18 protein-coding genes are annotated in these 22,709 nt (G+C 61.1%); 1 reads left to right on the plus strand and 17 read right to left on the minus strand.

Annotation, left to right across the window (positions count from 1 at the left end; genetic code table 11):
• Positions 1–28 precede the first annotated feature (28 nt).
• Positions 29–1,603, minus strand: a complete 1,575-nt coding sequence (locus tag ABRP86_RS07420; RefSeq protein ID WP_349863478.1) for a xylulokinase — start codon at positions 1,601–1,603, stop codon at positions 29–31.
• A 168-nt stretch (positions 1,604–1,771) separates the two neighbouring features.
• Complete coding sequence (gene ileS, locus ABRP86_RS07425) at positions 1,772–4,936, minus strand: isoleucine--tRNA ligase (RefSeq protein WP_349863480.1); 3,165 nt, start codon at positions 4,934–4,936, stop codon at positions 1,772–1,774.
• 285 nt (positions 4,937–5,221) lie between these two features.
• On the opposite strand from ileS, the gene ABRP86_RS07430 reads away from it, so the two are divergent.
• Positions 5,222–6,220 carry an HNH endonuclease signature motif containing protein gene (locus ABRP86_RS07430; protein WP_349863483.1) on the plus strand — a complete coding sequence of 333 codons (999 nt, stop codon included), beginning with the start codon at positions 5,222–5,224 and terminating at the stop codon, positions 6,218–6,220.
• A gap of 320 nt (positions 6,221–6,540) precedes the next feature.
• On the opposite strand, the gene ABRP86_RS07435 is transcribed toward ABRP86_RS07430, so the two are convergent.
• The 15 genes from ABRP86_RS07435 to ABRP86_RS07505 all read right to left on the minus strand — a co-directional run bounded on the left by ABRP86_RS07435 (position 6,541) and on the right by ABRP86_RS07505 (position 22,705).
• Complete coding sequence (locus tag ABRP86_RS07435; RefSeq protein WP_284609075.1) at positions 6,541–6,747, minus strand: zinc-binding dehydrogenase; 207 nt, start codon at positions 6,745–6,747, stop codon at positions 6,541–6,543.
• 136 nt (positions 6,748–6,883) lie between these two features.
• Positions 6,884–8,080 carry a DivIVA domain-containing protein gene (locus ABRP86_RS07440; protein ID WP_349852681.1) on the minus strand — a complete coding sequence of 399 codons (1,197 nt, stop codon included), beginning with the start codon at positions 8,078–8,080 and terminating at the stop codon, positions 6,884–6,886.
• 208 nt (positions 8,081–8,288) lie between these two features.
• Complete coding sequence (locus tag ABRP86_RS07445) at positions 8,289–8,579, minus strand: YggT family protein (protein WP_023023058.1); 291 nt, start codon at positions 8,577–8,579, stop codon at positions 8,289–8,291.
• A gap of 94 nt (positions 8,580–8,673) precedes the next feature.
• Positions 8,674–9,147: a cell division protein SepF gene (locus tag ABRP86_RS07450; protein WP_023023060.1), complete on the minus strand. Its 474-nt coding sequence runs from the start codon at positions 9,145–9,147 to the stop codon at positions 8,674–8,676.
• 103 nt (positions 9,148–9,250) lie between these two features.
• On the minus strand, positions 9,251–9,949 hold the full coding sequence (locus tag ABRP86_RS07455; RefSeq protein WP_349863486.1) for a YggS family pyridoxal phosphate-dependent enzyme: 699 nt from the start codon (positions 9,947–9,949) through the stop codon (positions 9,251–9,253).
• Positions 9,942–10,679 carry a peptidoglycan editing factor PgeF gene (gene pgeF / locus ABRP86_RS07460; protein WP_023023065.1) on the minus strand — a complete coding sequence of 246 codons (738 nt, stop codon included), beginning with the start codon at positions 10,677–10,679 and terminating at the stop codon, positions 9,942–9,944. Before pgeF ends, ABRP86_RS07455 begins: the two co-directional genes overlap by 8 nt.
• Positions 10,680–10,703: 24 nt before the next feature.
• Complete coding sequence (ftsZ, locus tag ABRP86_RS07465; RefSeq protein ID WP_349863489.1) at positions 10,704–12,053, minus strand: cell division protein FtsZ; 1,350 nt, start codon at positions 12,051–12,053, stop codon at positions 10,704–10,706.
• 310 nt (positions 12,054–12,363) lie between these two features.
• Positions 12,364–13,035: a cell division protein FtsQ/DivIB gene (locus ABRP86_RS07470; protein ID WP_349863491.1), complete on the minus strand. Its 672-nt coding sequence runs from the start codon at positions 13,033–13,035 to the stop codon at positions 12,364–12,366.
• Positions 13,035–14,498 (minus strand): UDP-N-acetylmuramate--L-alanine ligase, encoded by a 1,464-nt coding sequence (gene murC, locus ABRP86_RS07475; protein ID WP_349863494.1) that lies wholly within the window; start codon positions 14,496–14,498, stop codon positions 13,035–13,037. The genes ABRP86_RS07470 and murC overlap by 1 nt, the downstream gene beginning before the upstream one ends.
• Positions 14,499–15,608: an undecaprenyldiphospho-muramoylpentapeptide beta-N-acetylglucosaminyltransferase gene (gene murG, locus ABRP86_RS07480; protein ID WP_349863496.1), complete on the minus strand. Its 1,110-nt coding sequence runs from the start codon at positions 15,606–15,608 to the stop codon at positions 14,499–14,501.
• A 20-nt stretch (positions 15,609–15,628) separates the two neighbouring features.
• The gene (locus ABRP86_RS07485) at positions 15,629–17,032 is read right to left on the minus strand and encodes an FtsW/RodA/SpoVE family cell cycle protein (protein WP_023023073.1); all 1,404 of its coding nucleotides are present in this window, start codon (positions 17,030–17,032) and stop codon (positions 15,629–15,631) included.
• Positions 17,033–17,057: 25 nt separating this feature from the next.
• Positions 17,058–18,455, minus strand: a complete 1,398-nt coding sequence (gene murD, locus ABRP86_RS07490) for a UDP-N-acetylmuramoyl-L-alanine--D-glutamate ligase (protein WP_349863499.1) — start codon at positions 18,453–18,455, stop codon at positions 17,058–17,060.
• Between the two features lie 39 nt (positions 18,456–18,494).
• Entirely contained in the window at positions 18,495–19,607 is a 1,113-nt protein-coding gene (mraY, locus tag ABRP86_RS07495; RefSeq protein ID WP_023023075.1) for a phospho-N-acetylmuramoyl-pentapeptide-transferase, read from the minus strand.
• Between the two features lie 30 nt (positions 19,608–19,637).
• Positions 19,638–21,167, minus strand: coding sequence for a UDP-N-acetylmuramoyl-tripeptide--D-alanyl-D-alanine ligase (locus ABRP86_RS07500; RefSeq protein WP_023023077.1), 1,530 nt, complete (start codon positions 21,165–21,167; stop codon positions 19,638–19,640).
• Between the two features lie 2 nt (positions 21,168–21,169).
• On the minus strand, positions 21,170–22,705 hold the full coding sequence (locus ABRP86_RS07505) for a UDP-N-acetylmuramoyl-L-alanyl-D-glutamate--2,6-diaminopimelate ligase (protein ID WP_023023079.1): 1,536 nt from the start codon (positions 22,703–22,705) through the stop codon (positions 21,170–21,172).
• Between the last annotated feature and the right edge of the window lie 4 nt (positions 22,706–22,709).

The raw sequence follows: 22,709 nt of genomic DNA on the forward strand, positions 1-22,709 counted from the left end.
GGCTCACCTTTATGACAAGCTCGATGGCCTAGTCACCGGTACTTTCCCAGTTGACCGCTACTATGAATCGCTCGAGGTAGGTAGCAAAGCCCGCGACATCGCGCGGATCGGGCTGACGGACGCGCCCAGTATTATTGCTGCTGGCAATCTCATCGTTGAGGTAAGCCGCAAAGTCTTTATCCGAGCCCATGTAGTTCGCCAGCAACGCGATTCCCCAGGCACCACCTTCGCTAGCGGACTGCGCCACGGCCACTGGTGTTTTCAACGCGGCTGCCAGGAAGCGCTGCGCTACGCCAACCGTGCGGAAAATCCCACCGTGAGCTTGGACGACGTCCACGGAAATACCTTCCTGCTCTAGCAAGCGCATACCCAGCGCCAGCGATGCAAAGACGCTATACAGGTTGGCGCGCATGAGGTTAGCAAGGGAGAAATTCGCATCGGGTGTCCGCGCCACCATGGGACGCCCTTCAATCAAACCCGCAATCGGTTCACCGGCCCGGTAGGGATAGACCACTACCCCGCCGGCATCCAGTTCACCGCGTAATGCCTCGGTCAAAATGGCCGTATATACATCGTCGATGTGGTCAATGTTCTTGGTGCCGAACGCCACTGCTACATCGCTAAACAGCGAGATCCAATCCGAAATTTCCTGCGCGCCGTTATTACAGTGCACCATCGACACTGGCAGACCCGTCGGTGTGGTCACCGGGTCAATTTCGGGATAGGACTTACTCAAGGGCTTTTGGTGAACAAGCATTGCAAAAATCGAGGTACCCACGCTCACGTTGCCCGTATTGATGCTGACGGTATTCGTGGCCACCATGCCCGTTCCAGCATCGCCTTCAGGCGGGCATGCCACCGCGCCGGCCTGCAGCGCTCCGCTGGGATCCAGGAGTTCTGGGTGCTCAAGGGCACCCGCGGCCGCGCCCGCAGACAAGGACTCGGGCAATAACTCTGCGAAGTCTCGCCCAATTTCTCTGCGGAATTTCGCGAGCGCCGCCTCATCGTAGGACGCCGTTTGAGGGTCAATAGGAAACATGCCAGAGGCATCCCCCACGCCGAGAACTTTCTGACCCGTTAACTGCCAGTGGATATAGCCGGACAAGGTTGTCAGAAAATCGACGTCGCCAACGTGTGGCTCGCCGTCCAGCAAAGCCTGATAGAAATGGGCGACGGACCAGCGCATTGGAATATTAACGTCGAAGAGTTCCGATAGTTTCTTCGCGGCTTCGCCCGTATAGGTATCGCGCCAAGTGCGAAAGGGCACGAGCTGTTCAGCGGACTTATTGAAAGCCAAGTAGCCATGCATCATCCCAGATATGCCAATAGCTGCTAGCCGGGTGAGCCTTTCCCCCGTGAGCTCACGTATCTCTGCGTTCAAATCAGCGTAGGCGGCACGCAGACCATCCCACACATCATCTAGTGCGTAGCTCCAGTGGCCATCTACATAGTCGCTTTCCCAGCGATGAGAACCGGTTGCGATGACCCGTCCGGAGCTGTCGATGAGGCACGCTTTAATACGCGTCGAGCCGACTTCAATGCCGAGTACTCCTCGGCCGCTGCGGATAATTTCTGCGGGCGTTAAAGAATCGCTCTCTGTCACGGCTACCTTCCTCACGTCGGGGAATTCGGCCGCCAGTCTACTCCCCTATTCCTTCTATCCTTCCGGAGCTTAGAGGAAAATGCAGCGCAAACCTGATAAAAGCAGCGGCCCGGCCGAACGCTGTAGATAGCATCCGGCCGGGCCGCTTCAGGTTGGCGCTATACGCTCTTAGTTCTTGGCTACGGTGGCGGTGACTCCGATGAGGATATCGTGGGCATCGGCAAGCGGCTCGGTGACCACGGAGAACTCCGTTGCCAGCACCTCGCCCGCGATGGTCTCAGCGTGGCGCTGCGCCCACTCCTTCTTATCTTCGGGCACGGAAAGGACCACGGAGATGCGGTCAGATACGTCGAAGCCGGAGTTCTTGCGGGCATCCTGCAGGCCGCGGATAACATCGGCGGCCCAGCCTTCGGCCTCGAGCTCTTCGGTGACCTCGGTATCCAGGACGACGAGGCCATCCAAGCCCTCGATGCGGGCGGTGGAGTCTGGGTTCGCAGCTTGCAAACGCTCGGTGTATTCCTCAGGACTCAAAACGATGTCACCGTCTACCACGACCTCATCGCCGCGGCGCTCGTAGTTGCCCGCCTTGAGGTTCTTGATGGCGCGCTGGACATCCTTGCCCAAGCGCGGGCCGGCAACCTTGGCGTTGCAGACCACCTGGAAGGTGCCGACGGAATCGACATCATCAGTAAGCTCAACCTCTTTGACGTTGACCTCGTCGCGGATAATATCGGCGAAGTCCGCCAGGCTCTGCGAGCCCGCGAAGGCCACGGTGAGCTTTGGCAGCGGCAGGCGGTTGCGCAGCTTATTGGCCTTGCGCACCGAGGACGCAGCCGATGCCACCGCGCGGGTGGCGTCCATGGCAGACACCAGGTCCGCATCCGCGGGGTAGTCCTCGGCCTTCGGGAAGTCCGCCAAGTGCACAGAGCGCTCACCGGTCAGGCCGCGGTAGATGACCTCGGCGACGTGCGGCAACAGCGGGGCAACCACGCGCGTAGTGGTCTCCAAAACGGTGTAGAGGGTGTTGAAGGCCTCTGGGTTGGAGTCCTCGCCACCCCAGAAGCGATCGCGGGAGCGACGGACGTACCAGTTGGTCAGCACATCGGCGAAAAGGCGAACCTCTTCGGTAGCGGTGGCGATATCGGTCCCCGCCAGAGCGGCATCGACATTCGCCACAAGGTCGTGGGTCTTAGCCAGGATGTAGCGGTCGAGCACGTGCGTGGAACTCGTATCGAACTTGGCGTCCTGCTCGGCGTAGAGCTGCAGGAAGGTGTACGCATTCCAGATGGGGAGCAGCGCCTGGCGCACGCCTTCGCGGATGCCCTGCTCGGTGACGATGAGGTTGCCGCCGCGCAGAATGGGCGAGGACATCAGGAACCAGCGCATGGCATCGGAACCGTCGCGGTCAAAGACCTCGTTGACGTCCGGGTAGTTACCCTTGGACTTGGACATCTTAAGCCCGTCGTTGCCCAAGACGATACCGTGGGCCACGACCTTCTTGAACGCTGGGCGGTCAAAGAGCGCGGTGGACAGCACGTGCAGCAGGTAGAACCAGCCGCGGGTTTGCCCGGAGTACTCCACGATGAAGTCCGCCGGCGAATGGGTTTCAAACCACTCCTTGTTTTCAAACGGGTAGTGCTTTTGCGCAAACGGCATGGACCCGGACTCGAACCAGCAGTCCAGCACGTCCGGCACGCGGCGCATGGTGGATTTACCGGTGGGATCGTCCGGGTTGGGGCGGGTCAGCTCATCAATGTGCGGGCGGTGCAGCGACTCCGGGCGCTTGCCGAAGTCCCTCTCCAGCTCATCCAAAGAGCCGTAGACGTCCATGCGCGGGTACTCGTCATCATCGGACATCCACACCGGGATGGGCGCGCCCCAGTAGCGGGTGCGCGAGATATTCCAGTCGCGGGCACCTTCCAGCCACTTGCCAAATTGGCCATCGCGGATGTGCCCTGGCAACCACTCGATCTCGTTGTGGTTGAGCTCCACCATGCGATCACGGAATTCGGTGACCTTCACAAACCAAGCGGGCAGCGCCATGTAGATAAGCGGCTCGCCCGAGCGCCAAGAGTGGGGGTAGGAGTGCTCGATGGTCACGTGGCGCACCACTCGCCCAGCAGCCTTGAGATCCTTGATGATGGATTTATTCGCATCGAAGACCAGCTGGCCCTCGTACGGCGGGACCTGGGAGGTGAACTTACCGTCCTCATCCACCGGGACCACCAACTCGATGTCATACTCGTTGGTGGTATTCATATCGTCTTCACCAAAGGCAGGTGACTGGTGGACAACACCCGTACCATCTTCGGTGGTGACGTAGTCTGCCAATAGCACCTGGTAGGCATTGCGCAGGTCCGGGAAGAAGCCGAAGATCGGCTCGTACTTAAAGCCCTCGAGTTGCGCGCCAGTGAAGGTGTCTAGCACCTCGGCCTCACCTAGTTCCTTTTCCAGGGTGCCCAGCAGGTTGTCGGCCATTATGAACGTGCGGCCGGCGAACTCGCCGTCGGTGGCCTTAAATAGTGCGTAGGAGACCTCCGGGTGAACCGCCAGCGCCTCGTTGGACGGCAAGGTCCAGGGGGTGGTGGTCCAGGCGAGGAAGGAGGCATCGGCAAGCGCGGGGTAATCCGCCAGCGTCTTTTCCGCCGCGGTGCCCTCGCGAGCGCCTGCGACCGGGAAGGTCACCGTCAAGGTGGGATCCTGGCGCATCTTATAGGAATCATCCAGGCGCGTTTCCTGGTTGGACAGGGAGGTATGCTCCGCCCAGGAGTAAGGCAGCACGCGGAAACCCTTGTAGATCAGGCCCTTGTCATAGAGCTCCTTGAACGCCCACATGACCGATTCCATGAAGTTGATATCCATGGTCTTGTAGCCATTGTCAAAGTCCACCCAGCGGGCCTGGCGGTTGACGTAGTCTTCCCACTCATCGGTGTATTCCAGCACCGACTTTGCGCAGTACTCGTTGAACTTGTCCAGGCCCATGTCCTCGATCTGGGCTTTATCGGTGATCCCGAGCTGCTTTTCCGCCTCCAGCTCCGCTGGCAGGCCGTGGGTATCCCAGCCAAAGACGCGGGGGACGTAATTTCCGGCCATCGTGCGATAGCGCGGCACGATATCCTTGACGTAACCGGTCAGCAGGTGGCCGTAGTGCGGCAGGCCATTGGCAAAGGGAGGGCCGTCATAAAAGATGTATTCGGGGCAGTCCTTGGTCTTTTCCAAAGAAGCCTGAAACGTATCGTCCTGCTTCCAGTACTTCTGGACTTCTTCTTCCATATCCGGGAAACGGCTCGAGCCGCCGGTCATATCGACCTTGGGGTAAATCTTTTTCACCATTATCTTCCTTCACGCTATAACTTGATGCAGGGACGGGCCAATGGCTCGCGGTACCACCCTGCTTGAGCTAAAAGCTCCGCTTCGTTTCGGTGAAGGAGATAACGGTCCCACCCGTTCAGTTCTACTGAGCCTTCTGGCCGTTCTTCTGAATTGCTCCCCCGGTGATGGCCGGATCATCGCATGTGCCCGCCAGTATAGCGCCACAAGAACGCTGTGCACAAAAGTTATCCACAGGTAGAAAATTTACTGTTGTACGCGGTTGCGTGCAGCCATAGATTATGAAGCATGAACGCGCTCGAAAATTACTTAGCATCTATGGCCCCGGGGATGGATATCGTCGCCGGGTGCGCTGGCATGTCTGAGGACGATCTTCGGGCGCACGGCGCAACAGAACACACGGCACGGGAACTTATCCTGCTCAAAGAGGCTTATTGCGGGAATACAAAATTCACCGGTCGGCGCCGGCGCGCCATGGAAGGTGCCCGCCGCAACGGGCATTCCATTGTGGCGTTATCCATCATCGAAAAGTATGCCCGCAAGATGCCCACGCTTTTCGATGCCTGGCTCCTCCGCGAGCAACTCTGCACCACCAATGCCAGCACGGCGGACCTAGAAAAGCTGGCAAAATCCAAGCTACCTGCGAAAAAGAAAAAGGTTAAGCCTGGTGTGCGCATCATTCGCCGCAAGAATGCGCCGTGGACTTTGGCCATCGATGCGCGCTCCTCGCTTATTGCGGACCTGCATGCCGCGCTAAAAGAGAGCGACAAGAAACCGCTAGAGGCGGTGGAACAGACCTTTTTCGGCGGCGGCTCCGCCGTAAAGACCACGGTGATGACCAACGTCCTGGTCAACCTGGAGGACTACGTGCGCATCATCAACGGCGATGGCGAGGAAATCCAGCTCCAAATGACCAATGGCGCTACTCTTACCGGCGCCGAGTACCTCGAGCGCGCGCTGAAGAAACGCGGGCTGATTACCCTCATTAGTCCCTATGAGGGAGCGGTGAACTTGTACCGCACGGAGCGCTTCGCCAATGCGAAACAACGCCTGATGGCCGCGGCAGAAAACCCAATCTGCCCGTGGCCGCGGTGCAATAAGCCCGCTGACGAATGTCAGATTCATCATATGGAGCCGTGGTTGCACGGTGGATTGACCAACATAGGTAACTTATCCACAGCCTGCGCCTACCACAACGGGGTCAACGACGATGACCCCAATGCCCCACCACTGCGCGGACACCTCGTCCGCAGGAATGGGACCATCCGGTGGGAACCCCCGGATTAGACAGAAGTTATCCGGGACCTCGTGACGGCTTCCCGCCTGGAATTCCGACTGGGACCCGCCAGGGAAACCAAAGGGGAGTCCGAGGCCGGATCCGAGGAAACCGCGATCCTTTAATCCTCAGATGTTGCGAATGATCACGGGTGGTGCGTTTAGGGCGCCTGGAAACGGCGCTTGGCCCCCAGCCAGTTAAGGCGCAGGCGTGCGCCTACTTTGGCATGCCGTAAATGCATGGAGATTCTTTCTGGCCGCTCACTTCGACCGAATCAACCAAACCACACCGAAACTAAGCGGCCCTAGACAAATTTGAGCAATGAGGAGCCCTAGTTCTGCTTCCAGCCTTGGGACAAGTCTTCTTCAAGGGCATTATTATCCGCACGGTACTTGCGCGCCCAATCGATAATAAACAAAACGATGCCCGAACCCGCTGCGATAAAGACGAGGTACAACGCCCAGTCGGCGGTATTTAAGACATACGTCACCAAAGCCACGAAGGCCACAAGGGCAAGGACGAGGGCGGCAACGAGCATGGCAGTTCCTCTCAGGGGTTAAAAAGAAGCGATGGGAACAATCATAGCGGGGATAAAACCACAATAGCGCCCACTCCCCTAGAGGCGTGGGCGCTACGGGTAACTAATTTGGCTTAGTTACTGCCAACCAGCTTTCTTAGTTCTTGCCGGCATCGCCATTTGGTGCGGCGGTTCCGCGGGTCTCGAGCTCTTCCAGCTGGGACTCGAGGAGGGTCTTCAAGCGGGTGCGGTACTCGCGCTCGAAGGTGCGCAGCTCGGAAATGCGTGCCTCCAAAGCGGTCTGCTGCTGCTTGACCGTGTTCATCACTTCAGTGTGCTTCTTCTCGGCATCCGCCTGCAGCGATGCGGCCTTCTCCTCTGCCTGGCGAATCTGGGCCTCGGCACGGGAGGAAGCATCGGACTCGGTCTGCTGAGCCTTGGACTCTGCCTCCGAAACCAGCTTCTTGGAGCGGGTTTCTGCGTCCTGCACCTGAGTGTCGTACTTCTTCTGCGCCTCGGCAAGCTGTGCCTTGGAACGAGAGTCAGCATCGGAAAGCTGCTTTTCTGCAGCCGTGCGGGCCTCAGACAGCATGGACTCAGACTCGGCGCGAGCCTCAGAGGTCAGGCGGTCCGCCATCTCCTGGGCCAAGCCCAGCACGCGGGCTGCCTGCATGTGCGTATCAGGGGTAGCCAGGCCGTCTGCGCCCTGTGCTACACCAGCACCTGCAGCGGCCGCTGCGGCGTTGGAGGCAGCCGAGTTCGAGGAGCCAGCGGCGGAAGCGGACTTCTTCAGGCTCTCGTTCTCGCGCTGGGAAGACTCCAGCTCCTTCTTGGCCTGCTTGGCCTCGGTGCGAGCCTCCTCGGCTTCCTTCTTAGCCTTCGCAGCCTCATCGCGAGCCGCCTTGAGCTCGGCGGTATTAGCGGCGGCGGTGGCGCCAGCTGCCGGGGCATCGGCACCGCTCTCCTTGGCCTTTGCGGCCTCGGCCTGGGCGGCCTTGACCTGCTCCTGGGCTTTCTTGGTTTCTTCCTTGGCGCGAGAGACCTCGGACTTGGAATCTGCCAACTTGGTTTCATACTCAGCGCGCAGCTTGGCCTCAATCTCCTTACGCAGAGCTTCTTCATCTGCGCCAGAGGTTGCGGCGGCTGCGGCACCAGCCCCTGCTCCGCCGGCCTTGGACCCGGAGCTAAGATCGCTCACCTGCGCCTGCAGGTCTTCATTTTCATCCTGCAATTGGGCAAGGGCATCCTCAACGAGGTCGAGGAACTGATCTACCTCATCCTCGTTGTAGCCACGCTTGCCAATCGGCGGCTTGCTGAACGCGACGTTGTGTACATCAGCTGGTGACAGTGGCATGACTTGTCTTCCCCTTCGAGTTGATACAACCCCGGAGGTTCCAGGGCCTTAGGAGCTGCGGTTCCAGTTTATCTAAACCTTCCCCACAAAGTTATATGTGGTTCATAATACGGGTTATCGCATTTTATTGTAACCGAAAGTCCACAATAATGGACGTAACGCTGACTCTCAATGTCTACCACAGGTTACGGGGTGATGCGGGGTTGTCCTACAAGAAAATGGCCTGCAGGAAAATTGTCAGGAACGAGAGGATAAAAAATAGCACCAAGACGGAAACGTCCAGCGCGATTCCACCCATCTGCAGCGGAGGAATAACCCGGCGCAGCGCTTTGACCGGTGGGTCCGTGATGGCGAAAAGGGGTTCAGCGATGATCATGAACCAGCGCGGGGGATTGAATTGCCGCGAGAAGGATTGGATCATCTCGATAATAATCCGGGCGATCAATACCCATGTATAAACCCTCACCAAGAAGATGAGAATAATTCCAATTTCAGTCACGATTACTCAGCCTATCGAATAGTCCCCCGCACGTGCGCATTGCGCACCGTACGGGGGTTAATGGGATGTGCGTCGTTGTAGCTAGCCCGCGGTCCTAGCGCAGGCCGGCGGCGCGCTCTAGTTCAGGCTTGGCAATATCGGCGGACTTAGGCACGACGGCGAATACCTTGCGCTGGGTGTCCATGCCCTTCGACAGGTTGAGCATGCGGCCTTCCAGGCCGAAGCAGAGGCCTGCGGCGAAGTCGATGAAGCGCTTGGCGGTGCCGCGCTCGGCATCGGTAAGCTCAAAGACCACTGCATCGCCGTCGCGGAAGGGCTCGCCCACCTTGGCGGCGTCGTTGAACGAGGTCAGGGAGATTGCCACGATAGTCGGAACGAACTTTTCCTCGACGGGCGCTGGCGCTGGGGCCGACTCGTAAGCCTGCGGGGCGCGGCGCGGGGCGTAGGCCGCAGAAGTGGCAGCTCCGTTGCCCGCGTAGCGCGGCTCGTCGTTGTAGTAGGCGTCGTCTTCTTCGAAATCCATCGGACCAAGCCCGAAGAAATTCTTCGTCCTATCAATGAATGACATTTTTGGGTCTCCCTCTGACCTAAATTTGTTCAAGTTCAAGCGCGCAAATGTGAATGATGTGACTCATGTGATTTACGCTGTGAAATGCGCTTTTGCGATATTTTTAACCTACTGGGCGCTTTCCCATGATGCTGGTTCCGACACGCACAATATCCGTGCCCGCGGCAATCGCCGCATCCATATCCGCGCTCATCCCGACCGATAGTTTAAGCTGCCGGCCGAGGCGCTCGGACAGGCGATCCACGTCTGCGCGCACCGTAGAAAATACCTCCTGCGCATCGGCATCAAGGGGAGGAACCACCATGAGCCCGGCGAATTCTAGGTGATCCGCCGCTTCGACAGCCTCGATGACCTCATCCAGCTCCTCGCGGACTACTCCACCACGGGAGGTATCGCCATCGGCGGAGACCTGAATAAATACCGGAAGGTTAGTGTCTCGCTCACCGCGCTCGTGCGCGAGGCCCACGCCGCGGTCCAGTGCCTTGGCCAGCTTCACCGAATCCACAGAATGCACGCTGGCGGCCCACCGCGCGACGTGGTTGGCCTTCTTGGTTTGAATCTGGCCAATCATGTGGAAGCGCAGCTGCTCTAGCTCCTGCGCCTTTGCCCGGGCTTCTTGCTCGCGGTTTTCCGCCACGTCCTCTACCCCGAGCTCCGCTAGAAGGGCAATATCCTCTGCGGGATGGAACTTGGTCACGACCAATAGCTGCGGTGCCGGTCGGTCATGCTCAGCTGCAATGGCGCTGATGTGTTCCCTCGTTGCGGCGAGATTATCTGCCAGTTCTTGTTTCCGGTTACTCATGATTAGCCTCCAACCAAATCACACCGGCCTGGCGGCCCGTGGTTCCTTCGCGGCGATAAGAAAAGAAATCCGTGTCCTCAATGGTGCAGCGCGGATCCGAATCGATATTAGTAATACCCAGGCCCATCAATTGGCGGATAAGCCCCGCGCGCACGTCGATGCCCCACGTCCCCTTTTCGGTCCTACATTTCGAACCGGGAAGGCGCCGTTCGACATCGTTGGCCATGTCTTCCGGCACCTCGTAGTTTTTCCCGGATGCGGCAGGCCCCATGACCGCCTGGATTCTCTCCGGTTGGGCGCCAAGTTTCTGCATCTCGCGCACGGTATTGACCACGATGCCGTTGCGGGCACCGAGCCGGCCGGCGTGGATGGCGGCGATGACGCCGGCGGGGACATCGACAAGCAGCACGGGCGTGCAATCCGCGACGAGAACACCAAGGCCAAGCCGGCGCTGCGTGGTGACAATCGCATCTGTTGCTGGCACCGGGGACTCTTGCGGGCCATCGATGACGGTGACCGTATTGGTGTGCAGCTGTTCCATCCACACGATGTTCTCGAGCCCGGTAACGCGCAAGAGGCGCTCGCGGTTAGCCGCCACGTTGGCGGGATCGTCGCCGACGTGGCCGCCAAGATTAAAAGACTCATAGGGATATGCAGACGCCCCGCCTGCACGGCTGGTAAAAACCATGCGGACGGGGCGGCTGGTGCGATGTTCCTCGTTTACTGGCATGCACACCAGCGTAGCGGTTTGCGCTTAGCGCATGAAGGACGGCACATCGAGATCGTCGTCGCCATCATCATCGCGGCGCTGGCTTGGCCGGGACAGGCGGTAGTCTTCGCGACGCTCCTCGCGGAAGCGATCGGAGTTGGTGAACAGGCCGCCAGACTCACTGCGGCGCTCCTCGGGGCGGCGTTCTTCCACGCGACGGTCATCGTAACGACGATCGTCTACGCGGCGCTCATCAGCGCGGCGATCCTCCACGCCACCCTGGCCGGCGCGCGGCTCATAGGAGTGGCGCGGTGCGTAGTCATCGGCGGCGGGCTGCGCGGGCGCCGGGGTGGCGGAGTTTCCGGACTCGCGGTCGCGGTTATCAAAGAGCGAGCCGGGCTTGCGCTGCTCGGAGGCGCGCTTACCCGATGCTGCCTGGGCGGCATTGGCCTCGGCGTCGAAACCGGTGGCGATGATGGTGATGCGGATTTCATCGCCCAAGGTGTCATCAATGATGGTGCCGAAGATGAGGTTGACGTCTTCATCGGCGCGTTCTTCGACCATGGAGGCCGCGGAATTGACCTCGTGCAGGCCCAGGTCGGAGCCGCCGGCGATGGAAAGCAGCACGCCCTTGGCGCCTTCCATCGTGGATTCCAATAGCGGCGAGTTGATGGCCTGCTCGGCGGCGGTCATGGCGCGGTTATCGCCCCGTGCGGAGCCGATGCCCATCAGCGCGGAACCGGCGTCAGACATGACGGAGCGAACGTCAGCAAAGTCGACGTTGATCATGCCCGGGATGGTGATCAGGTTGGTAATACCCTGGACACCATTGTGGAGGACCTCATCGGCCGCGCGGAAGGCTTCCACGATGGAAAGCTCTTCCCCACCGAGCTGCATCAGGCGGTCATTGGGGATAACGATGAGGGTATCGCAGACCTCGCGCAGCTCCTCGATGCCGGCCATGGCCTGGCGGGTACGGCGCGCACCCTCGAACTTGAAGGGGCGGGTGACAACACCCACGGTCAACGCGCCCATCTTCTTCGCGATGGAAGCCACAACAGGAGCGGCACCCGTACCGGTGCCGCCGCCCTCGCCGGCGGTAACGAAGACCATATCGGAGCCCTGCAGGGCGTCCTCGATTTCGGACTTGTGGTCTTCCGCAGAGGTCTTGCCCACCTCAGGGTTAGCGCCTGCGCCCAACCCGCGGGTGGCCTCGCGGCCGATGTCGAGCTTGGTATCGGCATCGGAGAAAATCAGCGCCTGGGAGTCGGTGTTGATGGCGACGAATTGGACGCCCTTCAGGCCTTCTTCGATCATGCGGTTCACGGCGTTGACGCCGCCACCGCCGACGCCGACGACCTTGATATCCGCGAGATTGTTGTTGGAAGAGATCATGTGAGCAGGTCTCACCTTTCGCTACTTTAAGTCTGCACGTGCATTAAACGAGGATGGTATGCGCTTCACGAGCGTGAATCGCGTTCCCCTCCATCTTTAACGACACACCTGTAATTTTCATGCTCATTTTACGCGTGTCGGGACTCTCAAGTACCACTTTAGGGTTGCTGGCCTGCGGTTTTGTCCGCCACTTCCGCACCACTGACACCACCCGAGAGAGAAATTAAAAGACCCTGCAGCGCATAAGCTTGGGGCGCGGCGCGGCAGGGAATTTTTCGGGTCTATCTCAGCTTCCACCGAGGTATCTACCCTATCCGCGGGTAGTGACCAGTTCAGGGTTAGAGATATTCCATTCTTGGCCCTCCATCTTCAGCACGGTGGCGAAGGCGCGGGCCTTATCATCGTTATTTTTATCGCTGGCTCCCCAGAAAATGCGGCGATCATCTTTGGTGGTGAACTGCAAGGAATAGGAATCGGTGACTTCGAGGGTGGCGACTTGGTGGCGGACGTCATCAGGAAGCGCAGCAATGGCAGCCACCGCGCCTTGGGCCTCGGAGGAGCCACTGTCGATGTCCCCGGTAAGCTCCACCGCACCTTCAGGAGGCTCTGCGGAGGTAAACTCCTCCCCCTTGTCATCGATGAGGAAAGTGGTGTCGTCTCGCTTTACGAAGGCGACGGGCTTGTGTTCCTGCACGGATATCGTCAATGTCGATGGCAGGTCGCGCGAGACCGTCACCGAATCCGCCCAGTCCAGGCTCGCAACGCTACTGGCGGCCGCGTGCGCGTCCACCCGCAAAAGGTTTTCTCCCTCGGGGACTCCGGCGGCCTCCTGCACCTGGGCGGCATCGAGTTGGTGCACGCCTTCTACCTCAAAGTTTTTCACCTTAAAGATGGGCAGCGCCCACACCGCGATGCCCACCAGCAGCACGAGGGCGAGCAGGCCACCGACGATGCCGAAAATAAGCTTCTTCGACACCCGCACTAGTGGGCCCGCAATTCATCGAGAATTTCCGCGGCCACGAGGGTGATGGAACCGGCGCCGATGGTCAAGATGATATCGCCCGGTTGTGCGATGGAGTCCACGTCCTTGGCTGCGGCGGAAAAGTCTGGCTCAAAGATAACCTCCATCTCTTCCGGCATCTTATTGGTGATAATGCGCGAGGTAATGCCTTCCACGGGTTGCTCGCGGGCGCCGTAGATATCGAGTACAACGGCGGCATCGGCAAGCGCAAGCGCCTGCGCAAACTCGGCGTCGAATTCCATGGTGCGCGAGTACAGGTGCGGCTGGAAACAGGCGATGACGCGCCCTCCATTGCCCTCGGCCGCCACCTTGGCGCGCGCGGCCCGCAGCACCGCGGCAACCTCGGTGGGATGGTGGGCATAATCGTCGAAGACGCGGACGCTACCGCCCTGCCAGTCCACGCTGCCCCGGTACTCAAAGCGACGGCGCACGCCACTGAAATCCGCGAGCCCCTCCGCAATGGTGCTGGGGTCGCCGCCCGATAACACGCCGGCGATAAGCGCAGCCATGGAGTTGAGGACCATGTGGTGGCCGGGGATCTGCAGCTGGTAGCTCACGGATTCCTCCACGCCGGGCAGGGAAAGCTGCACGGTACACGCCATGCCGGCGGCAGTGGTCTCTTCTGCGGTCAGCGTTGCGGCAAGCGGCACGGAGGTGGTACGCGCTTTCTCCGCGCCGCCATAGCCGATGACGTTGATGCCGCGGCTAAGTGCCTGCTCACCGATCTCGGCGGCATGCTCGTCCTCCGCGCACACGACGAGGTAACCGGTATCCGGGGTGACCAAGTCCGCGAAGTCCGCAAAGACCTTGAAATAGGCGTCCGCGGAATGGAAATAGTCAAGGTGGTCCGGCTCCGCGTTTGTGATAACGGCGATATCGGGGCTATAGCGCAAGAGCGAGGCATCGGATTCATCGGCCTCGGCAACAAAGGCCTCGCCGGTGCCACCGTGTGCATTGGTACCAGCGCGGTTGAGCTGGCCACCGATGGCAAAGGAGGGATCCAGCCCCGCGTGCTGCATGGCGCTCACGGCCATTGAGGTCGTCGAGGTCTTGCCGTGCGTGCCCGCCAGCAGCACCTGAGTATGTCCCTCCATCAGCGCGGCGAGCAGATCCGAGCGCCGTATGAGCGGAATATTATTCTCCCGCGCGGCGACGAGCTCCGGGTTATCCTGCGGAATCGCCGCAAAGGAGGTCACGACGGTGGCGGGCAGCTCGCCGGAAAGCTTGAGATTTTCCGCAGCGTGGCCGATGGCTACCTTGGCGCCCATGGAGCGCAATACCTCCACCGGGGTGGAATCCTTCACGTCGGAGCCGGTAACGACGGCGCCGCGAGCGGCCAGGATGCGGGCAAGCCCCGACATTCCGGAGCCGCCGATGCCGATGAGGTGGACGCGGCTAAGATCGTACTGTGCGGGATCGGTCATTTACTTGTCCTTCTTTCCTACCTGCAGTTCTGCGTCCTGCACGCGGGTAGCGATGCGGTCAGCGATGATATGCGCCGCATCCCCCGCCGTGGACTGGTCTGCGGCCCGCGTCATGGATTCCAAGCGCTCTGGGTTATCGAGAATGGCGCGGACCTCTTCGATAAGGCGCTCGGACCCCAACTCGGCATCGGGAATCTGCACCGCAGCGCCGGCCTCTACCATTTCGCGCGAATTCAAGGCTTGCTCTCCATTGCCGTGCGGCAGCGGGATGTAGATGGCGAGAAGGCCCGCGGCGGTAACCTCAGCCACCGTCATCGCACCCGAACGGCACACCACAAGGTCCGCTGCGGCCAGCGCGCCGGCCATGTCATCGATATACGGCAGCGCAGCATAGTTCGGGTACGGTTTAGGCGGATCGTTTTTCTTTCCATAGGCGTGCAGGAGCTGGAAGTCCTTGGTGAGGTCCTCCGCAGCGCCCGCCACAGCCCCGTTGATGCTGGCCGCGCCCTGAGAACCGCCAGTAATCAAGATGGTGGGCAGCTCCGCCAAATCCCACTTCGTGCGGGCATCCGCGGCGGTATTCCCGTCCTTATCCGCAGCAGCCGCGGCTAGGCTTGGGCGCACAGGGATGCCGATGACCTCGCCCTCCATGCCCGAATTGGCGTGGGCGTTCAGGCCGATGCCGCCGAGCTTGACTCCCAGCTTATTGGCCATGCCTGCTAGAGCATTGGTCTCGAGGACGTAGAAAGGAATGCCCAAAGTCTTCGCCGCGATATAGGCGGGCCCGGAAACGTAACCTCCGGTGCCGAAGACGACATCGGCCTCGACGTCCTTTAAGACCTTCCTCGCTTGGCGCACAGAGCGTGCAAGCTTGACTGGCAGCTTGGCTAGGTTGGTGCTCACCTTGCGGGGAATCGGCACGGGGGTAATCAGGCGCAGGTCCACGCCGCGGGCGGGAATAATATCGCTTTCCAGCCCCTTTTCTGTCCCTAATGCAGTAATCCGAGCACCGTAGCGCTCGCGCAAAGCTTCACCGACGGCAAGGGCGGGCTCAATATGTCCTGCAGTGCCGCCACCTGCAAGGACGACGGAAAATGGCGTGGAATTCATAGCCTAAAGGCTACCAGCGCCTACCGCCTCGGGCGGTGCTCGGCGCGCGGATACCTCCGCCCACTTCCGGTCACCGGCCGGCCGTAGCGCTCATCGCGCACCCGCGGACGTGCCTCCTGCGGCTGGGCGTGTCGGCCCCGCGATTTCTGTTTCCGGGCTGCGGGCGGCTGCGGCTCACCGATGAAAAAGAGGCGATCAAACAGTGGCCGCCCAAAGTTCTGCATCGCAGAGATCTGCATCGGCTCGTGGCGTGCGACGTTGCACAAAATGCCCATTGAGCCAATCGTGATAATCGCGGCCGTGCCACCCGCAGAAATCATCGGCAGCTGGATACCGGTCACCGGCAGCAGGCCCACGACATAGGCGATATTGATAAACGCCTGGGTCACCACGCCGATAGTCAGCGTCGCAGCCAGCAGGGATTGATACTGATTCTGCGCGCGGGTCGCCGTGCGCAGCCCCACATAACCCAAGGCAGCGAAGAGGAAGATCACCAGCGCGCCGCCCCACAGGCCGAGCTCCTCGCCCACGATGGCGAAGATGAAGTCGTTCTTGGCTTCTGGCAGGTAGAACCACTTGGCGCGCGATTGGCCGAGGCCGACGCCCCAGAAGCCGCCATCGGCAAGCGAAAGAAAGCCCTGGTAAGACTGAAAGCCCGTACCCTGGGTATCGGAAATATTGCCAAAGAGGGCATCGAAATAGGTGTGGAAACGGTGGGAGCGGAAGCCGCCGATGAGGAAGACGGCGACCAAGCCCAGCGCACACAGGATGCCGATGATGATGGGCACGCGCCGGTTCACGCCGGCGAAAAAGAGCGTGAAGACCACAACCAGGGCAAAGGACAAGGCCATGCCCAAGTCGCCCTGCCCCACGATGAGCAGGAACATTAAACCAGCGATGAGCGAGTACATCATGAACGGGTCCGAGAGCTTGAGGGAATGATGTTCCTTATCCGCCAAGACCGAGGCACCGAACATGCCCACCGTGATGCGCGCGAGCTCGGACGGCTGCAGGGAAATCGGACCGACGTAGATCCACGACTGGGAACCCACCTCCTCGCGGCCGGTACCAACGCCCGGGATGAGCACCGCGATCAGCAACAAGATGGAAAGGGCCAAAAGCCACGGGATGAATTTGCGCAGCGTCTGCGGGGACACCTTCAGGCCGAGCCAGAACGCGCCCAAGCCGATGATGACCATGGCAGTTTGCCGCAGCGCTTGGTTCCACACGCCGCCATCTTCTGTCAGCGACGTGGCCATGGACGAGGAAAAGACCATGACCACGCCAATGCCGATGAGCGAGAAGATAATCAGGCGCAGCAGCTGATAATCCAGCCCGGCCTGCTGGCGGGCTTGTTCGCGCACGTCATTAATGCGTTCGCGCATGCTCTTTGCGCGGGGGCGCTGCGGGGAGGTGGCCGTCATGAAGTCTCCTAATTTTTAAAAAGGTCTAATCAGCGCGGGCGATATTCCGCGCCGCTGCGGCAAAAAGGTCGCCGCGTTGGGCCATTCCGGTGTACATATCCAACGATGCCGCAGCCGGCGCCAAGAGGACGGTATCGCCGGCCTCGGCGTGTTGCGCGGCGGTCCGCACGGCCGCGTTCATCGCCGCCTGTGGGTCGGTGTCCTCGATGAGCTCAACCGGGGTTTGCGGGGCGCGGCGCGCCAGTGCTTCCGCGATGATGCTCTTATCGATGCCCACCAGTACCGCCGCCTTCAACCGTGCGGCGTGGGTGGCGATGAGCTCATCCACGTCCGCGCCCTTGAGCTGCCCGCCGGCGACCCAGACAACGGAGTCGAATCCCTCTAGGGCGGCATCGGCCGCGTGTGGGTTGGTGGCCTTGGAATTATCGATATAAGAAATCCCGTCGTGCTCGTGCACCACGGCGCCGCGGTGGCCGGCCACCGCATAGGCGGCCAGGCCTTCCTGTATGGCGGCGGAGCTGGCGCCCGCCAACCGCGCCACGCTCGCGGCCGCCGCCGCGTCGAGGACTCCCGCAAGGCCGGCCGGCTCGATTCCCTGGGCGGAGGCGAGATCAATGGCGTCCTCGCCGTCCAGCCTGGAGACCAAGCGCCCGGCGCTCACCCCTACCTCGCCTGCGGCCGGTTCGCCGGCGGTAAAGCCGTATACGCCGTCGATTCCTTTGGCGTAGCGGCCCGCCGCGGCATCGTCCTTGCCCACCACGGCGCGGGTGCCGTGCAGGGCCTTGGCCTTGGCACAGGCATAAGCCTCGAAGGAACCGTGCCAATCCAGGTGGTCTTCGGCCACGTTGAGTAAGACACCAACATCGGGGCGTAGCTCGCTGGACCAGTGCAATTGGAAGGACGAAAGCTCGGCGCACAGCACGTCAACCCGCGGGGTGGCGGTCAGGGCATCAAAAAGGGAGACCCCAATATTGCCCACGGCTTGGGCGCGCAGCCCGCTGCGGGCGGTATCGGCCTGCATAATCTTGGTCAGCATCCCCGTGGTGGTGGTCTTTCCATTCGTGCCAGTGACGACAAGCCAGGTACGCTTCGGGCCGAAAACCTCGGCGCGGTCGAGGCGGTAGGCCAACTCGACATCGCCAATGGCCTCCACGCCGGCGGCCTGGAAGGAGTCTAAGAGGGCGGAATCGGGCCGCCACCCCGGCGAGGTCACCACCAGGTCATACTCACCCGGTGCTGGAGCGTCGGTTGATACCGTCGCTACGCCGAACTCTTCCTCCAAGGTCGATAGGGCCGCTGCGTTGGAATCGGCGACGGTGGTGTCTACGCCGAGGCGCGCGAGCATCGCCACGCACCCGCGGCCAGAAACGCCGGCTCCTGCTACAAGGACGCGCCCGCGCAGAAAAGGTGATAGCTCAGCCATGATGAGTGCCTCAATCCTTAAATATCTAGTGCCAAAGATTTATTGCAGGTTTCCAAAGCTCACTGCAGAGAGCCAATCGCCGTAGAAGATGCAGATGCCCGCCATTGCGGCCATCGCGCTAAGCAGCCAGAAACGGGTGACAACCGCGGTTTCGGCCCAGCCGCCGTTTTCAAAGTGGTGGTGAATGGGAGCCATGCGGAAAAAGCGCTTGCCCGTCGTGCGGAAGACCACGATCTGGATGACTACGGAGACCGTCTCGATAACAAAGATGGCGCCGATGACGATCATCAGCAGCTCGGTGCGGGTGGTCACAGACAGGCCGGCGACGAGGCCACCAAGCGCGAGCGAACCGGTATCGCCCATGAAGATCTTCGCCGGTGCGGCATTCCACCACAGGAAGCCGAGGCAGCCGCCCAGGCCCGCGGCGGCGAGAACCGCAAGATCCAAGGGATCGCGGACCTCGTAGCAGCCGGCGGCCGGGGAAATCGAGCACGAGTTGCGGAACTGCCAGAAGCTAATAAGCGTATAGGCGCCCATCACCATGGCCGTGGTACCTGCCGCCAGACCGTCGAGGCCATCGGTCAGGTTGACCGCATTCGACCACGCGGCGATGAGCAGGTACAAAAAGACCAAGAAGATGATCGTGCCAATAACGGCGCCGCCGACGGCGATATCGAAGGTGTCGAAATCGCGGACGAAGGAAAGGTTCGTCGAGGCGGGAGTCAGCCCATTGGCATCCGGGAATTGTAGGGCGAGGATGCCGAAGATGAGCGCGATGGCCAGCTGGCCTACCAGCTTGGCTGTTTTATTAAGTCCGAGGTTGCGCTTTTTAAACAGCTTGATGAAGTCATCGGCAAAACCCAGTCCGCCGAGTCCCATGGTCAAGAAGTAGACCAATAGCCCAGAGGGGCTAAATCCACCGTTGCCTGTCGCGCGGGCATAGATTCCCACGATGAGGTAGGCCACGGTGATGGCCAGCAGGATCGCCAGTCCGCCCATCGTCGGGGTGCCCCGCTTGCGCAGGTGGAGCTGCGGGCCGTCTTCGCGGATTTCTTGGCCTTTTCCGACGCCAGAAAAATACCGAACCAAAACTGGGGTGGTAAAAATCGCGACGAGGAAACTAACGACGCCCGCGATAATGATCTGAGTCATTGCTAGAGATCTTTCTCCTTGAGATAGGGACTAACGGCGATTGAGCTGTTCTGCCACGCGCCACAGGCGCTGGGCATTCGAGGATTTCACGAGGACGACGTCCTTGGCCGCGCGCGCGGACCAGTCCTCCACCCCAGCAGGGGCTACCCGCAAGATATTTTCCACGGCCGCGGTCGCGGCCTCGATATCGGGGCAAAGTTCAGTCTGGATGCCGTGCGCGTGCGCGGCATCCACCATGGCGACGGTATGGGCACCTTCTCCTACCGCGACGAGATGATCCACGTGGTACTTCGAGAGCACTGATCCTAGGATGCGGTGGGCTTCGACGGCCTCGCCGCCAAGCTCGCCCATCTCACCGAGCACCGCGATGGAGCGGGCATCGGGCCGGGCCGCGGAGGTATAGGCCAAGGCGGCAATCGCCGCGTGCATCGAATCCGGGTTGGCATTATAGGAATCATCGATGACGGTGACGCCATCGTGGCGGGTGCGCACGTCCATACGGTGCGCCGAGCTCGTCTGGTGGCCACTCAGCGCTCGGGCGACGAGCGCAGGTTCCACGCCCGATTCGATGGCCGCTGCGGCCGCGGCCAAGGCGTTGGAGACCTGGTGCTTGCCAAAGACCTGCAGTTTGATCTCCATCGGCGCGACGTCGGGGGCGTGGAAGGTAAAGGACGGGCGGGCGACATCGTCAAGCTCGATGTCTGTTGCGTAGTACTGCGCATCCGCGGCTTGCGGGCGATTGGCGGAATAAAATACCACCTTGGCCTGCGTGCGCGGCGCCATAGAAGCCACGAAGGGATCGTCCGCATTCAGCACCGCTACCCCGCCGTCTGCTGCGGAGGGCAGGGCCTCAATGAGCTCGCCCTTAGCTTGAGCGATATTTTCGCGCGAGCCAAACTCACCCAGGTGGGCGGTGCCTACGTTGAGCACCACGCCCACCGTAGGGGCCGTAATTTCGGTCAAGTGGCGAATATGGCCAATCCCGCGTGCGGACATCTCCGCCACGAGGAAGCGCGTATGCTCATCGCAGCGCAGGGCGGTATAGGGAAGGCCCACCTCGTTATTGAAGGAGCCGGGCGGGGCGACGGTTTCGCCCTCGGCGCGGAAGATGGTGGCCAGCAAATCCTTGGTAGAGGTCTTGCCCGCGGAGCCGGTAACGCCGACGATATCCAAGCCCTGCTCCGCGGCGAGGCGGGAGGTCACCTCGCGCGCGAGATCGGATAATGCGCCAATCACGGCAGCGGCGGAACCATCCTCGTCGTTGGCATAAATATCCGCATTCGCGGAATCACCGGTCACGCGGCCCTGCGGCTTGACGATGACCGCCGGTACCCCCACCGGCCGAGCGGCCAGCACGGCCACGGCGCCTTGTTCTATGGCTTTTTCTGCAAAATCATGGCCATCGACGCGGGCGCCGGGCAGGGCTACGAACAAGCTGCCGCTGGTGACCTTGCGCGAGTCAAACTCCACGAAACCGGTCACGCGTTCATCGGGATCATCGACGCTATCCAGGCTACCGCCGGTTATCGCGGCGATATCTCCAATAGAAAGTGGAATCATTACTACTCCTTCGTATCCCTAAGAGTATCGCGATGCGCTGTTCCTGCCAGCTTTTCCTCAATGGCGCGCGCCATTTCCTCTCGGTCATCAAAGTGCAGCGTGCGCTCGCCGACGAGTTGGCCTACCTCGTGGCCCTTGCCGACGACGATGATGGCATCGCCCGGCTGCGCCCAATCCACCACTTCATCAATGGCGCGTGCGCGCGAGCCCTGCTCCCGGATATCGGCGCCCGGTGCAGCGTCCCGTGCACCCTGGATGACCGCCGCGCGGATAGCGGCGGGGTCTTCGGTGCGCGGGTTATCATCGGTGACCACCGTGAGATCCGCCCGGCTGGCCGCAGCCGCTCCCATAATCGGGCGCTTGGTGCTATCGCGGTCTCCGCCGGCGCCGACGACGACGCCCACGCGCCCGGAGGTGCCCTCCAATTGCAGGCGCAGGGTATCGAGAACCGCAGCAATGGCCGCAGGCTTGTGGGCATAATCCACCACGGCCACAAAATCCTGCCCGCGGTCGATCCTTTCCATGCGCCCAGGAACGGCGACGTTTTCCACGCCGGTCAAAAAGACCTGCGGGTCTTCGCCCACGGCGGTGGCCATTCCCAACGCTAGTGCGGCATTGGCGATATTGAACTCGCCGGGCAGCGGCAACCGGAAGGAGTAGTCGGTGCCGTCCAGGTTCAGGTCAACCTCCTGTGCACCGGTGGCCTCGGTGGCCGTCTGCCGGGCGGTGATCGTAGCATGGCCTGGGCGCGTTGCCACCGTCGTCACCGGGGCACCGGCGTCTCCTACCATTCCGTGCAGGCGCTCGCCCCATTCATCGTCAACGCAGATGACCGCGCGCTGGGCGGCCTGCTCACCTAGGAACAGCCGGGACTTGGCCGAAAAGTATTCCTCCATCGTGGGATGGAAATCCAGGTGGTCCTGGCTTAGGTTGCTGAATCCAGCCACGGCAAAGTTGGTGCCGCGCACACGGCCGAGCTCCAAAGCGTGGGAGGAGACCTCCATGACCACGTGGGTGACCCCCTCGTCTTTCATGCGGGCGAAAAGCTCTTGCAGACGTGGGGCTTCCGGCGTGGTCAAGGAGGTGGGCACCGGCGTGCGATTGATGCGGGTGCCGGTGGTGCCGATAAGTCCGACGGAGTGGCCAGCCTGCAAGAGGCCAGCTTCCAGCAAGTAACTAGTCGTGGTCTTGCCGGAGGTGCCGGTAATACCGAAGACCGTGAGATCGCGGGTGGGGTGCCCATAAATTTCTGCCGCGATGGGACCTAGGACGGCGCGGATATCGTCCACGACGATAATCGGGCGGGCCTCGTTAGCCTGACGGAGGTGGTCGAGCCCGGCGGCATCGGTAAGCACCGCGCCTGCCTTGGTATCCCCGACGAACTGCGCACCGTGCACGCGCGTGCCGGGAAGGGCCGCAAATAACGCGCCCTCGGGAAGGCTAGCGGAATCCAAGCCGCACGCGCTGACCTCAACGGTGCCATCACCGATGACGCGTCCGTGCGAAAGCTGCGCAAGTTTTTCTAAGGAAACAGACATTTCA

Source organism: Corynebacterium sp. KPL3927 (assembly GCF_040225835.1).
Classification (GTDB): domain Bacteria; phylum Actinomycetota; class Actinomycetes; order Mycobacteriales; family Mycobacteriaceae; genus Corynebacterium.

What these genes read in the sequence shown, in the direction of transcription:
- ABRP86_RS07450 (WP_023023060.1), bottom strand. Translation starts at nt 9,147, where the DNA reads ATGTCATTCATTGATAGGACGAAGAATTTCTTCGGGCTTGGTCCGATG.
- ABRP86_RS07485 (WP_023023073.1), bottom strand. Translation starts at nt 17,032, where the DNA reads ATGACGGCCACCTCCCCGCAGCGCCCCCGCGCAAAGAGCATGCGCGAA.
- murG (WP_349863496.1), bottom strand. Translation starts at nt 15,608, where the DNA reads ATGAATTCCACGCCATTTTCCGTCGTCCTTGCAGGTGGCGGCACTGCA.
- ABRP86_RS07455 (WP_349863486.1), bottom strand. Translation starts at nt 9,949, where the DNA reads ATGAGTAACCGGAAACAAGAACTGGCAGATAATCTCGCCGCAACGAGG.
- murD (WP_349863499.1), bottom strand. Translation starts at nt 18,455, where the DNA reads ATGGCTGAGCTATCACCTTTTCTGCGCGGGCGCGTCCTTGTAGCAGGA.
- murC (WP_349863494.1), bottom strand. Translation starts at nt 14,498, where the DNA reads ATGACCGATCCCGCACAGTACGATCTTAGCCGCGTCCACCTCATCGGC.
- ABRP86_RS07430 (WP_349863483.1), top strand. Translation starts at nt 5,222, where the DNA reads ATGAACGCGCTCGAAAATTACTTAGCATCTATGGCCCCGGGGATGGAT.
- ftsZ (WP_349863489.1), bottom strand. Translation starts at nt 12,053, where the DNA reads ATGATCTCTTCCAACAACAATCTCGCGGATATCAAGGTCGTCGGCGTC.
- ABRP86_RS07500 (WP_023023077.1), bottom strand. Translation starts at nt 21,167, where the DNA reads ATGATTCCACTTTCTATTGGAGATATCGCCGCGATAACCGGCGGTAGC.
- ABRP86_RS07435 (WP_284609075.1), bottom strand. Translation starts at nt 6,747, where the DNA reads ATGCTCGTTGCCGCCCTCGTCCTTGCCCTTGTGGCCTTCGTGGCTTTG.
- pgeF (WP_023023065.1), bottom strand. Translation starts at nt 10,679, where the DNA reads ATGCCAGTAAACGAGGAACATCGCACCAGCCGCCCCGTCCGCATGGTT.
- ABRP86_RS07440 (WP_349852681.1), bottom strand. Translation starts at nt 8,080, where the DNA reads ATGCCACTGTCACCAGCTGATGTACACAACGTCGCGTTCAGCAAGCCG.
- ileS (WP_349863480.1), bottom strand. Translation starts at nt 4,936, where the DNA reads ATGGTGAAAAAGATTTACCCCAAGGTCGATATGACCGGCGGCTCGAGC.
- ABRP86_RS07505 (WP_023023079.1), bottom strand. Translation starts at nt 22,705, where the DNA reads ATGTCTGTTTCCTTAGAAAAACTTGCGCAGCTTTCGCACGGACGCGTC.
- mraY (WP_023023075.1), bottom strand. Translation starts at nt 19,607, where the DNA reads ATGACTCAGATCATTATCGCGGGCGTCGTTAGTTTCCTCGTCGCGATT.